Raw genomic sequence first — 14941 nt, 5'->3', positions numbered from 1 at the left:
AGGATCTGGATACAGATTTATAAAGTAGCGCTTTTTAATTTGTCGGAAGTATGGTTAAATAAATAGCATCATGTTATGCTTCATTATTGAGTTTGCGGATCAGTTCATACAATTTAAGTTTGTCTATAGGTTTCAATATGTACCCATCAATGAATGGGTAGTCTTGAATTTGTTCCCTATCGCTTTTACTTGTGGATGAACTTATGATATAAATGTTCAAAAGATTTAAAAAGTCAGGACCAAACTCTTCTAATTTATCCATCATCTCCCAACCTGTCATAAAGGGCATATTAATATCGACAAATATTATTTCTGAAGAAGGGTCGAGATTTTCCTTTTTATTTTCAAAATACTCTAATGCATCTAGCGCATTTTCAAATAAGTTGATCTGTAGCGGAAAGTCTGGAAAACTCTTGATCATGTTACTGAAAATAACGCGTAAAATAGCATTATCATCGACAAGGGTGACAGTTCTTATTTTTATAGTATTGGTTGATCCCATTTAGTTGTTTTCTAAAAAATTTACTAAAAAAGTAGTGCCATTGTTTGGCTTGCTAATAACATCGATCTTACCTCCTAAAGATTCAATCTGATAGCGTGTAATGAATAAACCTAGGCCTTTGCTATCAAAGCCACGATGAAAAACTTTTCTAAACATAAAGATTTGCGATTTGAATTTAGGTAGGTCAATACCTATTCCATTATCTTGGATGCTCAGTAAGGTTGAATTATTTTGTTGATATGTTCTGATATGAATTTGTGGTTGAACACGGGGAACGGTGTATTTTAGTGCGTTGCTAAGCAGATTATAAATAATACTTTCGAGATATATTCTAGGGTATTGTAAATACTCAATCTCAAAATCTGTTGTCAGGATTACTTTTTTACTATATATCTCTGCTAAAAATTGATCATATACCTTTTTAAAAATTGTAGGGAAATGACAGTTCACCTTTTCTATGTTTCTATTTTGACTAATTTCTAATATCTCCGATAGTTCTTGTAAAGTATCTGTTAAACTGTTGTTACTACTTTTCAGTAGTCTAAAATATTCTTTGTTAACTTCCTTTCTATTTTCATCTTTCAGCTCATCGATGAGCATATGGATATTGCTTACGGGCTCCCTTAAATTATGGGCTACAATATGGTTAAACTCTTCCAACTGGCGCACTTTCGTTTCCAGATCGATTTTGACAATTTCGATTTCCTTCTTTTGCCTTTCTAGGATTTCAAGATTCTTTTTACATTCCGATATGTCCTGTAGCTGAACAATAAAAAAAGATACTTCATTGGATTGGTTATGTACGACCGAGGTGGTCACTGAACACCATACATAGTGGCCGAGTTGATGGCGATACCGTTTTTCTAATGTGAAACTGTCCATTTCTCCCTTTAACAATCGTTGACGTTGTAGATAATCATTATTGATATCGTCAGGATGTATATAATCAAAGAAGTTTGTGCAGGATAATTCTTCTTGCGAAAAGCCTAAAATTTTACTGAGCATATTATTTGCATCCAGGCAGTAACCTTGTGTGTCGGTCAAGGATATCCCTAACCCGGAGAAATGAAAAGCTTGATTGAATTTATGTTGATTATATCTAATTTTTTCAAGCGATTTAATTTTTTGGGAAATATCGGAGACAACAACTGCTACACGATCTTTTGTACTGTGTATGGGTTTAATTTTTAATTTGAACCATCTACCTTTATGCGTATCAAAAGGAGAAGGAAATTCCATATGATAAACCTTGTTATAGGTTAACGCCTTATTGATCAATGGTAATGTTTTTTCGGTCATTTCCGAAGGAAATAGATCTACAATATTTTTGTTCAAAAATTCCTCTGGTTCATAAAATAATAAATCCGGTTCGCTGGTCCAATAGTTTTTGAAAACTCCTTCTTTGGTTACTTCAAATACAATATCATCGAGGGATGTTATTAAAAGTTGAAGTTCTTGTTTGCTATCTAGTAATTTTTTGTTTTCATTGACGAGTGTGGAAACATCCTGAATGCTGATGAGCATGTGGATATCAGGTCTATCTGGTATTAATTTAGAGCTAAAAGAAAGCCAGATCAACGTGTTATCTTCTGTTGTGATACCATAGATTATATCAAGCTGTACCGTACCAGTCTCCAATGTCTTATAAAATGATAATTCATTGGGATGTATCGGATGTTGATCTTCTTTGCTGTAGAAGATCAACGCCTCATGCAATTTTTTATGTGCTATTTTGTCAAAAGGTAATAGGGATTTAGCCTGATTATTTAAGGCCAAAATATGCCCTTCATAATCAAGCGCAACTAATCCTTCAAAACCTAAAGTTTCTAGAAATATGTTTTGTTTGTCCAATGCTTGATTGTGAAATTCCATTCGCAATTCTAGTTGAGAAAACCTGTTTTTCTAATGTTAATGCATGCAAATGTGCACATTTTCTTGAAATTTAATGGCAACACTACCTATTCACATGTATATTAATCGTCTGATATGCTATGCATAACCTAAATTTATTTAATTTTTTCTAACCAAATACTGTTAAGCCAAAGTTGTTGATTTCCAGTTGTCTGGAACGTAATTTTTTGTTTTCCTGGTTGATTAATACGAATTCTACCTATGGCAGTATTCACAAATTCATCGGTGTAATTATTCTCGTTCGGTTCTACTACCATTTTTCCATTTGGTGTTAGTTTTCCTGAAGCTGTTTCGTTAGTGGTGTGAACCTTAATTTCTATAGGATCTCTATTTGGATTATGTGCAGATACATCTATTTTATAAGTTCCTGCTTCAGGAAAATCTACCTCCCAGGCAATGGTTTCTCCAGCTGTTTGAATATGGTTAGGTTTTTTTCCGTCATAGCGAATTACTTTTAATTGTTCTCTGTTTTGTGCATTAGTACTATTTAAAGCAAAACCACCAAAAGTGGACTCAGCAACAATATCTTTATCCAGTTGCAATGGTTCATTGTAATGGATTACTATGGTAGATACATAGTTGTCTGTTTGCTTATTGGGAAGATGCACATGCAGAATGCTGCCAATCTGTTCAAATTTTAAGTTCTGATGATCTGTCGTACCTTGAATGGATATCTGTAACGGTTTTGTTTTAATTCCTGAGATACGCAACACCCGATCCAATGGCCAATTAAACACCTGTGCATATACATTTGTTTTTGTTCCTGTAGTTTTGGTTGTCAGGTATCCCCAATCGTGCTGGTTAGCTCTTAGATCTAAACCAGTGGCTCCGTAAATACTTTCTCCATGTTTATTGAGCCATTTACCGATGTCTTCTAGTCTTGTTACGCTTTCATAAGGTACTGTGCCGTCTGCACGAGGTCCAATATTTAAGGTAAATCCACCGTTTAAACTAACATTTGAAATCAGCGAATTGAAGATTTGACTGGTTGATTTCCATTCATTTTCTTGACCGTTGTAGCCCCACGAATGTGCAATGGTACCTGGTGTTTCCCACGGGTGTTGAATGTATGAGGTTCCAAATTGATTATCGCCGAAGGTTTCAAAATCAATATTTTTTTCGTCGGTCGGTAGACCAAGTCTTGAATTGATCAGGCAATTGGGCTGTAAGGTATGGATAAGCTCCACAACCTGTTCAAGCTGTTCTTTTTTAATTATTGATTTTTGATATGGAATCCACATATCAAACCACATCAGTGCGATATCGCCATAGTTTGTTAAAAGTTCACGTAATTGTGGCATTACTTTTTCCTGCCAATACTGATTGTACTGGGTGTCTGTGACATGTCCTGTGAGTTCCTGATTATGATCCCAGGCATATGGGTGTTCCCAGTCAATCCAATGTGAATAATAAAAACCTAGCTTCATGTTATGTTTTTTACATGCCGCTGCTAATTCTTTTATGATATCCCGATTGCTACCACTTAATTTGCTAAGGCTATAGTTTCCAATTTTGGTATCCCAAATGGCTACACCGTCATGATGTTTAGTCGTCATGATAATGTATTTCATACCTGCTTTTTTAGCAAGCAATACCCATTCTTCTGGATTGATCTGATCCCATACGAAGCGCTTCGCTAACTCACCATATTCATCTTTAGAAACCCGGTTTCTATAGCGGAGCCATTCCGCGTAATTGTTGATATAGCGTAGTTTTTCGCCTTTCCACAATCCTTCTGCACCACTGTATAGTCCCCAGTGTATAAACATCCCGAAGCGATCATGACTAAACCATTTGGTTTTAGGATTTTCCTGAGCAAAAAGTGTACATGTTAACGTTAAGAATAAAGAAATTGTAATTGAAATTCTTTTCAGATTTTGTAGCATAAAGGTTTCAGTTCTTATGTCTTACTAATATAGTGAAAAAAATCTTACGTAGGGCTAGTGATAGATGATTTTGGCTACTGTTCTATGGACGTTTAGGAGTAAAGATTTGCTTTTTTTGTTCTTTACTTCTTGTTTAATAGGATAATAACTATTTCCGATTTTTACCTGAGCACATTTTATTTAAATTGAAAACGTACCGTTACACAAACGTAGGTTCCTCTCTTTTAATTTTTAGGGAGCAAACGAAGATCAGATGATTACCAGATTATGTCTTTTAACATTACTTGTTCAGTGCTTGCTCAGTGATCACTCAGTGTAGACTGTATCAATAATGACTGATTACTGTCTAAAGATTGGTTAAAAATTGGTATTAGTTATCATATGGTATTAGGATGTTCCCGTTCTAATGTTTATCTTGATTATCTATAAAACTAATCAGGTAATTAAGACAATCTTTTGTCATCCTAAATCGCTTTTAGCACATCAAATTCGTGGAACCGTATGGTGAGTTGTTCATCTTTATCTAAGAAGAGCTCCGGATCAAGTTATAAGTAGTCTTCCAAATGATTTTTTTCATTGAATTGAAATCCAACTAACCGTTTGAGAATTGCGGGTTCCATAGACATATTTCCGGACAATTGATCGGGATTGGATTGGTGTGCCCGATACACTTGCTTATTTAGCCTGTTGATCATCTGTGAGTCGTAAAGATTCTGGTGAATCTCTGTAAAGCCAAAGCTGAACTATGTAGCTGTAAAGTATAGATGTTATTGTAATTCATATCTTTTGTATAGATATTTTATACAAATAATTTTAAATTACCATATTTAATATATATTTGTATATTAAATCTATACTAATTATTTATTATTAAATCTCTAATTATGCAACTTAACACCCAATTATTGGTCGATCGATTGGTTCAGCGGATTGATTTAGATCGTATTTTTTTGTTTAATTTTCTCAATGATAGCGTCGAAAGTCCACATCTTTTATTAGTTGTTAATCCTATAAAGGGTATCTCTGTTCAAAGTATTGAACCTATTATCCGCCTCTGTATGGCCGATATGCCTGATCTACCATTTACGGTCATCTGGACCGGAGAATGGAGCAACCAACTTAAAAAGGGTAGTATGTACTATACTTATGCTTCTCTGCCAGGACATCAACTTTATCAATCCGGAAGAAAGAGTAGTCCAATTATATCGAATAAGCTGGTGAATAGTTTATTAGAATTGTCGCATGTGGAATATGAGAAGGGTAAAAAGATGGCCGACGAGTTTATGTCTGCCTGCTATTCTTTTAGATCCAAAACAGATTTTTTCCAAGCAACTGCCATGTTGCATCAGTTTATTGTGTTGCGGTTAAAAGGATTTCAAGCCATGGCGGGTGTAACGATTGGTAAAGCACAAAATCTGGAGCATATTCTTAAACTGATGCGGGGCACTTTACCTGGACTTTTTAAGATTTTTACTTATGATGCCCATAGTACACCTTTGTTGCGGTTATTGGATACTTGTCATAGTTATTTGAAGAAAAAGGATCGTCTCGATATTTTAGAAGAGGAATTTGAGTTTTTATTGTTGCAGTGTCAGGCATTTGGTAAAGCTCTGGATGATACGGTCGATTTTATGTGGAATGGGCTGGCTGTTTATCAAAAATATCGGGAAGATCGTGTCGTCAAAGTAGTTCAGGAAATAACAAGTGTAGAGAAAGTGTCAATTTCAGAGAGAAAAAAAAGTGATGAAAAGGATGTGGGACCTCATATCCTCGAAGATTTCTCAGGCTTTCCATGGCCACAAAAATATAAGGATGATGCTAATTTACTTCTTGATAAGTTGTATTCAGGCATTCATCCAGAACAGATCTTATTGGTCAACTATCAAACGGAAGGCTTATCACATGGTAATCCTTTTCAAGAGGGTGTTGATGAAGAGGAGAATGGTATCAAAGTTGAACTTTTTCTGGTGGTGCTTACTAAACGGAACTCACCCTATACATTTCAGATTAGGAAAGTGGGTGATGTTCGCGCTTCGGTTGTATTTCTTGATTTGCCTTATGTGGAAAAGCAGTTGACTCTTGGAGGCCGGTTTGTGAGCATTGTCTGGCAGAAGTCTTGGATTTTGAGGCAAAAGTCCACTTTCAATTCTCAATTGGTACCTAGGGTAATAGATTGGACTGCAAAATTTCAGAAAATTAAAATCATATCGGAAAACGCTGTTATTGTCATGCGTAACCTATTATTAACGATGACAAACTCTCCTCTATTGATGGCAGACACCGCTTTGTTGCTATTGCGCGAATTGTACAGTATCGGTATACAGACCTATCTGCGATGCGCTGTGGGATATATCCCTAAAAATACTGATTTATTGGATCTCATGGAGTGGTCTGCTATTGCCAGTACCGATGTAATACAGGGTATTCTGAATGATAATGAACTCGATATGTTGATTCTCTCCATCATTTTAAAACCTCAGGAGATCTGGTGGAAAAGTGCGGCAATGGATATGGATGATCAGCATAAAAATTTAATCATAACGCGGGCTGGTGCTGTGGTTGAATTGTATGAACGACTGTTAAAAGCCGTCGTTCAATCTATAAAACAGCGTATTGAGAAACAAGCAAATGTAGAGACGATATGAGAAGTGATATGGTGATTAAGTGTTCCTATGCAGGAATGATGTACTCGAACGATTTTCAATTGTGGTATACTTATTTTAGCCGGAGACTAAAAATGGGTTGGAGTCCTCAGGATCTTTCTTTTTTATTAGGTAAGCCTGATCATGCTTATCTGGATTTTGAAAAACTATTTGAGGTTCCTAAATTTTTATTATCTGAATCTATTTTACTGGATCGCATTTATGCTTGTTCGGAAGTTGTTCCGATGGAATTTTATCGCGAACGGTATGAAGCATCAACAGAGCGTATTGTTCGTGTTAAATTAGTAGAAGATGAAGTTAAATGGAATTACAAGATTGATATTCCATGGACTTTTCAGCGCGGAGAGCCCCTCCTTTGCTATCTTTGGAAGAGTGGAAACCTGAGATTAATGTGCTTATGGAATTGGATGCGATGATTCATGTGCGCTCTAGATTGGAAGCGTTGTTGGCGGGAAGTGGATTTGAGGGCGGAAAATCTTCATGGGAATTATTTCAAAAGGTACGATTTAATGGGTCTTCTAAATTGATTATCTATCCGAGACACTTGAAAAGCTGTTTATATCAAATGATTCAGAAGGGGAAAATAGTTGTTCGCAATGTGGATGATCGTTATTCTTTTAGTACTGTGAGTTAATTATCTGTGGTTTTTGCCAGATATTTTAATAGTATATCATGTTTACGTAAAGCTGTAGCGTTTATCTAGTTGGTAGCGTTATCTTTATACTAACAATATATAAACTATGACAAAAAAATTTTTTTATAGTGCCGCTGTTCTGGCATTAATTCATAGCTGTGCAAAAGATAGCGGTACACCAGATCCTGACTTTTCGAAAAATGTTCAAGAGAAATTAGTTGGTTATGTTTGGCGGCCTATCATTGGTGAGACGGCAGAAAAGGATAATATTACCAATTACAAGCCGGATGACTGTGAAATGGATAATGGTTACCGTTTTGTATTTCAGGGAAAGTCAAATCAATTAGATCTGGATAAGGGGATGAAGGTCTGTAATTCTGGGAAAATCAACTTTGAAGATATATTTTTGAAAGCCAAAAATAGTTCCAATTTTACTTTTAATAAGGAAACAGGTACAATTAAATTTGAAGATCAGGATCAGTACTCGTCTTATTTGGTGGTAGTTAATGGAGATAAATTGGTGTTAACTTATCAGAATAATAATCCTGTTGCCAATGTTATTCCTATGAAATATTATTTTAAAGGAGTGAAAAAGTAATTCATTTTGTATTTGTTGATTTTAAGATAGCGTTTCAATGGATAGCGTAATTATCCTTATACTAACGATTAAAAATTATGATTAGAAAAATATATTGTAGCATTGCTATTTTGACTTTATTTAGCAGTTGTGGTAAAGATAGTGGTACGCCGGATCCAGACTTTTCGAAAGATATTCAAGTTCGTTTGGGGGCATATGTGTGGCATCCTGTTGTAGGGAACGTGAAGGAAACCGATTATGATCTAGATGACTGCGAAATGGATAACAATTACCGTTTTGTATTTCAGGAAAAGTCAAATCAATTGAATTTGGATAAAGGAGTGAAGATCTGTGAGGCGAATAAAGGAGCTTTTGAAAAGTTTACTTTTAAGGATAAAAATAATATAATCTTTACTTTTAATAAAGAGAATGGAGCAATTAAATTTGAAAATCAGGATAAGTATTCTTCTTACGCGGTTGCGATAAATGGTGATAAGTTGGTGTTAACGAGTCAGAATAATAATCCTGCGGCTTTTGTTGCTCCCGTGAAATATTATTTTAAAGGGGTGAAAGCTCCATAATTTCGTAGATGTTGATTGCGAGGTTTATAGTGTGCTTGTTTCTTTAAAAATTATTAAGAACAACAAAGGGCTCCAAATCTTCTGAGAGTCAACGTTTATTTATCGTATTTGGACCATGTTTTTTCTTTGCAACAGGTTTATACACTCCATAAAAAAGGACGATCAAAATCGTCCTTTTTTATGGAGTGTATTTTTAGTGTTATTATCATGATGAATTACTGATTATTAATGCTAAAACGTTAATTTAGTGTTTTACAAACCGACCAATGGTCTTTTTTATATATTCTTAAATGAAACTTAGCAGTATATTTTTTAGCGGAATGATTTTTCTAGCCATTCCAAGCTTACAAGCACAACAGGCACCCTATAAAAACAGTAAAACTCCTACCGAAAAAAGGGTTCAGGATTTATTGGGAAGAATGACAAAGGAGGAAAAAGTTGGTCAATTGTCGAAATTGTTGGGTTGGGAGATGTATGAGAAGAGTGCCAAAGGTGTTGGTGTAAGTGCTAAACTGAAAAAAGCGGTTCAGGATCAACATATTGGATTGCTCTGGGCAACCTTGCGCGCTGATCCATGGACTCAAAAAACATTATTAAACGGTTTGAGTCCAGTAGAAGCGGCACGAGCTACAAATGCGATTCAACGCTATATGTTGGATAGTACCCGTTTAGGTATTCCTTTGTTGTTATCTGAAGAGGCTCCGCATGGTCATATGGCTATCGGTGCTACTGTTTTTCCTACAGCAATTGGTCAAGCAAGTACTTGGAATCCAGTTTTAATTGAACAGATGGCGACTACGATTGCAAAGGAAACTTACGCTGTAGGTGGGAAAAATGGTTATGGTCCTGTATTGGACCTAGCACGTGATCCACGCTGGTCACGAACAGAAGAGACTTATGGTGAAGATGCGTACTTGATCGGGCAGATGGGAAGGGCGATGGTGAAGGGCTTCCAAGGCAATGTCATTGGGAAAGAAGATAAAATAATTGGTACACTTAAACACTTTGTTGCCTACGCTGTTCCTGAAGGTGGTCATAATGGTGAAGGTGTTTCTGTCGGTGAAAGAGCAATGCGTCACCATTATCTGTATCCTTTTGAACAAGCTGTTCGCGCAGGAGCAGGTTCTGTGATGACGGCTTATAATAGTATTGATGGTATTCCTTGTTCTGCAAATCCTTGGCTTCTGAAAGATGTATTGCGTAAAGACTGGGGATTTAATGGTTTTGTTGTATCTGATTTATTAAGTATTTCTGGATTAAACGGGGGGCATGCTACAGCTTCTAATGCTGCAGAAGGGGCTTCACAAAGTATCCATGCTGGTCTTGATGTGGATTTGAGTGGTACAGGATATGGTGCTAATTTATTGGAGGCGGTCAATAGTGGTCTTGTAGAAACTTCAGTTCTTGATACTGCTGTGGCACGTGTACTGCGCATGAAATTTAAACTGGGTTTATTTGACCGTACTTTTGTGGATGAAAAACTGGTTGCAAAAAAGGTTGCTACTGTTGAAAATGTGACTATAGCACGTAAAGTAGCTCAGGAGTCTATCGTATTGCTTAAAAATGAAGGAGATTTATTGCCTCTGAAGAAAACGGTTAAACGTATTGCAGTTGTTGGTCCTAATGCAGATAATGCGTATAATCAATTGGGAGATTATACTGCTCCACAGGCCGATGGTAAAGTGAAAACGGTACTGGCTGGTATTCGTGCTGCGGTAGGTAAAGGTACACAGATTGATTATGTGAAGGGTTGTGCTATTCGTGATACTTTAAATAGTAATATCCAAGATGCGGTTGCCGCAGCAAAATTGTCGGATGTGGTTGTCGTGGTATTAGGAGGTTCTAGTGCGCGTGATTTTAAAACAACTTATCAAGCTACGGGTGCCGCCAATGTGGATATCAACGCTGTCAGTGATATGGAAAGTGGCGAGGGGTTTGACCGCGTCTCTTTGGATATGATGGGGCATCAGTTGCAATTATTGCAGGCTTTGGAGAAAACAGGTAAACCTATTGTTCTTGTAACAATTATGGGAAGACCTCTGAATCTGAATTGGGCGGCCGCACATATCCCCGCTATTGTGAATGCCTGGTACCCTGGGCAGGAGGGTGGACTTGCGATAGCTGACGTTCTTTTCGGAGATTATAATCCTGCTGGACGTATGCCTATTTCAGTACCTCGTTCTGTAGGACAGTTACCCGTTCATTATAACCATAACAAACCCAAGCATCATGATTATGTAGAAATGTCTGCAAAGCCTTTATATGCTTTTGGTCATGGTTTGAGCTACAGTAAATTTGAATATGCTAATCTTGTTGTTGATGTGAAGGAAAGTGCAGACGATTTTGCGTGTAAGGTTTCTTTTGATGTGGAAAACAAAGGGCTGTTAAACGGTGATGAGGTGGCTCAGCTATATGTTGTAGATGAAGTTAGTTCGGTGGTTACAGCTATCAAACAATTGAAAAGATTTGAGCGTAAGTCTATTGGAGCTGGAAAACGTGAAAGGGTCTCTTTTCACTTGACAAAGGAGGATCTTAAACTTTGGGCTGTGGATAACCGGTGGAAAACTGAGAAAGGGAAATTTAAATTACTGATCGGTGCGGGATCTGATGATGTGCGACTGGAAGGTACATTGGAATTGAAGAACGATTATTTGTAGGAAGAGTAGTACGTTCGAAAGGTATGCTACATACGCATTGAATCTTTAATGATCCTACTCACTTAGGATATAAAATAAAACTGGGGCTGTCTATTTATAGACAACCCCAGTTTTATTTTAATACAATGTGTTTAATATTCTTTCTATTCCAGGTGTAGGTAATATGTATCAAACCATCATCATCTTGTATTATTGTCGGGTAGGAGTATTCATCTCCCTTTTTACCATCTTCTAAGATCAATGCATCTTTCCAATTCAGACCGTCTTTAGATAATGCCACGCGTAGTTTCGTACGTCCTTCCCACCAATCTTTTCCGGCAAGATCGGGATTATAGACGATCATAAATTGTCCGTTTTTTAGACATATTGCGTCTGTTGCCGCATTTGGATTGAGCAAGTTTGTCGCTTGCCAAGGTTGCCACGTCTGCCCATCATCATTGGAAAATGAACTCATGACTTTATTCTCTTTACTGCGGCATAAAACCTGAATGTTTCCGTTTTTATGTTTTACTATACTAGGTTGGATAACCTGAACTGGGCTTTCATGGTTAATGTTAACAATTGACCATGTGTTACCTCTATCTGCGCTGATCTCTAAATGAGCTTTCCAAATTTCTTCTTTTGACTCGGTGCTTGAAGGGGAAAGGATAGTTCCATTTTTTAGGGTGATGGGTTTATTTTTGATGGGACCTAAAATGTTTTGGGGTAATGCTTTCGCTGTTGACCAGGTATTGCCTTTATCTAGCGAATATTTGTAATAACCTTTCCATTCTCTAGGATTAGGTCCTATTTTATAATAAAGATATAAGCTGTCCGATGCTGGATGTTGATAAAATACGGGGTTCCATGTTGGATGGCGTATGTCTCCAAGGACTCCATCGGCAACTTGCACAGGGTGCTGCCATTTACCATTAATATAATATGAAGTCCAGATAACAACATCGGGATTGGATTCATGTGTGCCTCCAAACCAGGCGGCAATTAGGCTATCTTTTCCAATTTGTTCTATAGTGGAGGCGTGGCACTGTTTGAAAGGTACCTGACCTTCGTTAAAAATCTGAGTTGATGTTAATAGTGCTGGTTTATAATTATTGCAAGAAGAAAGTATAGTTAGTATGATAATCGAAAAGAAGAATAGTTTGTTCATATAAGTTTATTTGGTCTGCACTTTTTCATCTATCAAATGAAAAGTAAGACTTTTTTTGTTTTAGTTCTTTAAAGCTTTAATATCTGATATATTGATTCCGGTAAAGCAATCGTCCTGACAATTTCCTATGACATAACCGCACGACGAGATCAGCCCATTATTTTTCGTTTCAAAAAATATCTTTTTCTTTTCTTGTGCTACAAGCCATTCACCTTTTGCTTTGGTATAAACGTCATCGAGTGTCATAATTTCAGTTGCTCCTAATCCATTATATTTTCCTAATTCTTTTTCAGATTCTGACCAGCTGAGGTATTCTTTTAATGTAATCTTCTTGCTAACCAGATAATTTTTAAAAGATTCTGTTAGGTTAGCATAGATTGCATCTATTTCCTGATCTGTCCAACCTGTTGGTGATTTTGATACGGATCCATTGAATACTATTACGCGATGTTCTCGCTTTGTTACTTTCCCATTGATGACTGATATCGTCGTTTTAGAACTATGTTCCATTGTTACAATACTAGTTTGGTACTGATAGGAATTATTGTTTTCTCTTTTGAAGTCTTTAAACTTGTCAAAACTGTTTTCAAACTGATTGGAATACTCAAGGTCGCTATTTTTACAGGAAAATACAGACAGGATCAATAATAGCGATAAGGTGTAAATGATCTTTTTCATATATAAGCGTATTTATTGGTTCAAATGATAACGATATCTGGTTGTATTATGCTACAAAAAAAGGAAGCCACTTATGTGGCTTCCTTTTTTAAGATTATTTATAATGTTAATTAACGTCCCACCAAACTTTTACTTTTTGCCATGCTTCTCCGGTCAATTTTCCTGTTGCATTACGTGTATTTTCACCATTGTATTGATATTCTTTGTCAGCATAATTTAGCTTTTTTATAAAGCCAAATTGACTTTGATAAAGATTATCATCCTTACTAGACTTAGGTGTTGCATCTGTTTGTCTTGTTAATGCCCATGCTTCGTAAGGTTGTCTAAAATTGTCCAACCATCTTTGTGCGTATATAAGTTTTAATGCGTTTTCTGTAGATAATGAAGTTGAGAAAATTACTTTTGGATTAGCAAGTACGGCATTTAACTCTGCATTTGTAGGCATAGCCGATGGTTTGTTTTCTTTCCATACCGAACTCTTAATCGCCATAGAAGTCCAAAAGTTAATAGATGATTTTACCCCATTTTCGTATTGCGTTTTAGCATCTGCTAAACTTGCAGTACGGCCTACACCTTTTGCTGCAGCTTCTGCCTTTAAGAAATACACTTCAGCTGCAGTTATAATTAATTCAGGAATGTTTTTATCACGACCAAAGTAATAGTTAAAATTTGATAATAGATTGCCTGCTCCTTTATTTGACCAATCTTCATCTCTACGTCTGTTGTAAGGCTCTCCTCCATCAGATACAGCAGTGTTTTGTTCTTTTGGAGCCCATTCATTTTTTGCATTTGTTTCAAAAAATATTTTAGCTCGCGGGTCGATGATTCCTGTTCCTGCGGGATTATTAGAATCGCTGAGCATATTCCAAGCTGTACTTCCCATTCTTAAGTAGAGTCCTGCATGAAATGACCATTCACGCCATTCTCCTGTAAATCCTTGCACAGAAGGAGTTAATCCAACGTTTTCTATATTTTCTAACAATGGTAATGTTAATGCTTCTTGTACATGAGGTACTGCTGCACTAGCGTTAGCATCATTCATTCTTAAAGCATACCTTAATCTTAGTGAATTACCAAATTTTTTCCATTGAGCAATATCACCATTAAAAAGGGACTCCGATGAGCCAATACTGATCTGGTCTGAAGATGCAGTCAGATTTGCAACTGCAGTTTTTAGTTCATTGAGTTGGCTTTCGTAGATACTTTTTTGTGAATCAAATTTTGGAGCATAGTTAGTGGGACCTAAGTTAGCTAAACCGGCTTCTGAAAAAGGAATATCTCCAAAAATATCTGATATTCTTAGCGTCTTATATGCTTTAATAATATTCGACATCGCCTGAATATTTTGATATTTAGCTTTATCAGGGGAATCACTGATCATCTTATCGATCTGTCGAAGACTAATGAGTGCTCTATAGTAATTTTCCCAGAGTTCATTCGATGCATTTTGCATTGAATAGCCGGATGAACCCACTGTTGTTCCAAGCTGGCTAATTGGGTAGATAAATGTATTTGCTGTTGCCTGCTCTTGAGCTCCAAGTTCCATACTTGCGACCGCGCCATTAAATAGACTGTTGATGTCAGCGGTCTGTGCATCTTTCCACGGAGCATTCATTTCATCAAAATTCTTTGTACAAGCAGTGATACTTGCAGTCCCAAGGATTAGTGATAAATATAAGATTGTTTTGATATGATTTCTTTTCAT

Annotated in this window: 12 protein-coding genes; 6 read left to right on the top strand and 6 right to left on the bottom strand. The window is 36.5% G+C overall.

Going from position 1 to position 14941, the window contains the following annotated elements; genetic code table 11:
• Positions 1–73: 73 nt before the first annotated feature.
• The 3 genes from EDF66_RS16575 to EDF66_RS16565 form a co-directional block, all read right to left on the bottom strand.
• Positions 74–502: a response regulator gene (locus tag EDF66_RS16575; RefSeq protein WP_021189865.1), complete on the bottom strand. Its 429-nt coding sequence runs from the start codon at positions 500–502 to the stop codon at positions 74–76.
• The gene (locus EDF66_RS16570; RefSeq protein ID WP_132843839.1) at positions 503–2374 is read right to left on the bottom strand and encodes a PAS domain S-box protein; all 1872 of its coding nucleotides are present in this window, start codon (positions 2372–2374) and stop codon (positions 503–505) included. It lies immediately after the preceding gene.
• A 134-nt stretch (positions 2375–2508) separates the two neighbouring features.
• Complete coding sequence (locus tag EDF66_RS16565) at positions 2509–4299, bottom strand: alpha-L-fucosidase (RefSeq protein ID WP_243656069.1); 1791 nt, start codon at positions 4297–4299, stop codon at positions 2509–2511.
• Positions 4300–5183: 884 nt separating this feature from the next.
• Between EDF66_RS16565 and EDF66_RS16560 the strand changes: the two genes are divergently transcribed.
• The 6 genes from EDF66_RS16560 to EDF66_RS16535 all read left to right on the top strand — a co-directional run bounded on the left by EDF66_RS16560 (position 5184) and on the right by EDF66_RS16535 (position 11411).
• Positions 5184–6944, top strand: coding sequence for a hypothetical protein (locus tag EDF66_RS16560; protein WP_132843837.1), 1761 nt, complete (start codon positions 5184–5186; stop codon positions 6942–6944).
• Positions 6941–7378 carry a hypothetical protein gene (locus EDF66_RS16555; protein ID WP_132843835.1) on the top strand — a complete coding sequence of 146 codons (438 nt, stop codon included), beginning with the start codon at positions 6941–6943 and terminating at the stop codon, positions 7376–7378. The genes EDF66_RS16560 and EDF66_RS16555 overlap by 4 nt, the downstream gene beginning before the upstream one ends.
• The gene (locus EDF66_RS16550) at positions 7360–7596 is read left to right on the top strand and encodes a hypothetical protein (protein WP_165902455.1); all 237 of its coding nucleotides are present in this window, start codon (positions 7360–7362) and stop codon (positions 7594–7596) included. The genes EDF66_RS16555 and EDF66_RS16550 overlap by 19 nt, the downstream gene beginning before the upstream one ends.
• 106 nt (positions 7597–7702) lie before the next feature.
• Entirely contained in the window at positions 7703–8194 is a 492-nt protein-coding gene (locus EDF66_RS16545) for a lipocalin family protein (protein ID WP_132843833.1), read from the top strand.
• Between the two features lie 77 nt (positions 8195–8271).
• Positions 8272–8754: a hypothetical protein gene (locus EDF66_RS16540; protein ID WP_132843831.1), complete on the top strand. Its 483-nt coding sequence runs from the start codon at positions 8272–8274 to the stop codon at positions 8752–8754.
• 290 nt (positions 8755–9044) lie between these two features.
• The gene (locus EDF66_RS16535; RefSeq protein ID WP_132843830.1) at positions 9045–11411 is read left to right on the top strand and encodes a glycoside hydrolase family 3 N-terminal domain-containing protein; all 2367 of its coding nucleotides are present in this window, start codon (positions 9045–9047) and stop codon (positions 11409–11411) included.
• Between the two features lie 112 nt (positions 11412–11523).
• Here the strand turns inward: EDF66_RS16535 and EDF66_RS16530 are convergent, their stop codons facing one another.
• The 3 genes from EDF66_RS16530 to EDF66_RS16520 all read right to left on the bottom strand — a co-directional run bounded on the left by EDF66_RS16530 (position 11524) and on the right by EDF66_RS16520 (position 14941).
• A complete protein-coding gene (locus tag EDF66_RS16530; protein WP_132843829.1) occupies positions 11524–12558 on the bottom strand; it encodes a sialidase family protein in 1035 nt (344 codons plus the stop codon).
• 60 nt (positions 12559–12618) lie between these two features.
• Entirely contained in the window at positions 12619–13236 is a 618-nt protein-coding gene (locus EDF66_RS16525; protein ID WP_132843827.1) for a hypothetical protein, read from the bottom strand.
• 106 nt (positions 13237–13342) lie between these two features.
• Positions 13343–14941, bottom strand: coding sequence for a SusD/RagB family nutrient-binding outer membrane lipoprotein (locus EDF66_RS16520; RefSeq protein ID WP_132843826.1), 1599 nt, complete (start codon positions 14939–14941; stop codon positions 13343–13345).

Origin of the sequence: Sphingobacterium sp. JUb20 (assembly GCF_004342035.1) — a bacterium.
Taxonomy (GTDB): domain Bacteria; phylum Bacteroidota; class Bacteroidia; order Sphingobacteriales; family Sphingobacteriaceae; genus Sphingobacterium; species Sphingobacterium anhuiense.
Note: the sequence above shows the minus strand (reverse complement) of the source record. Positions and strands in the feature narration are given on the sequence as shown.

Bases quoted from the DNA above. Each gene is read 5' to 3' on its own strand.
- EDF66_RS16575 (WP_021189865.1), bottom strand. From the start codon at position 502: ATGGGATCAACCAATACTATAAAAATAAGAACTGTCACCCTTGTCGAT.
- EDF66_RS16570 (WP_132843839.1), bottom strand. From the start codon at position 2,374: ATGGAATTTCACAATCAAGCATTGGACAAACAAAACATATTTCTAGAA.
- EDF66_RS16565 (WP_243656069.1), bottom strand. From the start codon at position 4,299: ATGCTACAAAATCTGAAAAGAATTTCAATTACAATTTCTTTATTCTTA.
- EDF66_RS16560 (WP_132843837.1), top strand. From the start codon at position 5,184: ATGCAACTTAACACCCAATTATTGGTCGATCGATTGGTTCAGCGGATT.
- EDF66_RS16555 (WP_132843835.1), top strand. From the start codon at position 6,941: ATGAGAAGTGATATGGTGATTAAGTGTTCCTATGCAGGAATGATGTAC.
- EDF66_RS16550 (WP_165902455.1), top strand. From the start codon at position 7,360: ATGGAATTGGATGCGATGATTCATGTGCGCTCTAGATTGGAAGCGTTG.
- EDF66_RS16545 (WP_132843833.1), top strand. From the start codon at position 7,703: ATGACAAAAAAATTTTTTTATAGTGCCGCTGTTCTGGCATTAATTCAT.
- EDF66_RS16540 (WP_132843831.1), top strand. From the start codon at position 8,272: ATGATTAGAAAAATATATTGTAGCATTGCTATTTTGACTTTATTTAGC.
- EDF66_RS16535 (WP_132843830.1), top strand. From the start codon at position 9,045: ATGAAACTTAGCAGTATATTTTTTAGCGGAATGATTTTTCTAGCCATT.
- EDF66_RS16530 (WP_132843829.1), bottom strand. From the start codon at position 12,558: ATGAACAAACTATTCTTCTTTTCGATTATCATACTAACTATACTTTCT.
- EDF66_RS16525 (WP_132843827.1), bottom strand. From the start codon at position 13,236: ATGAAAAAGATCATTTACACCTTATCGCTATTATTGATCCTGTCTGTA.
- EDF66_RS16520 (WP_132843826.1), bottom strand. From the start codon at position 14,941: ATGAAAAGAAATCATATCAAAACAATCTTATATTTATCACTAATCCTT.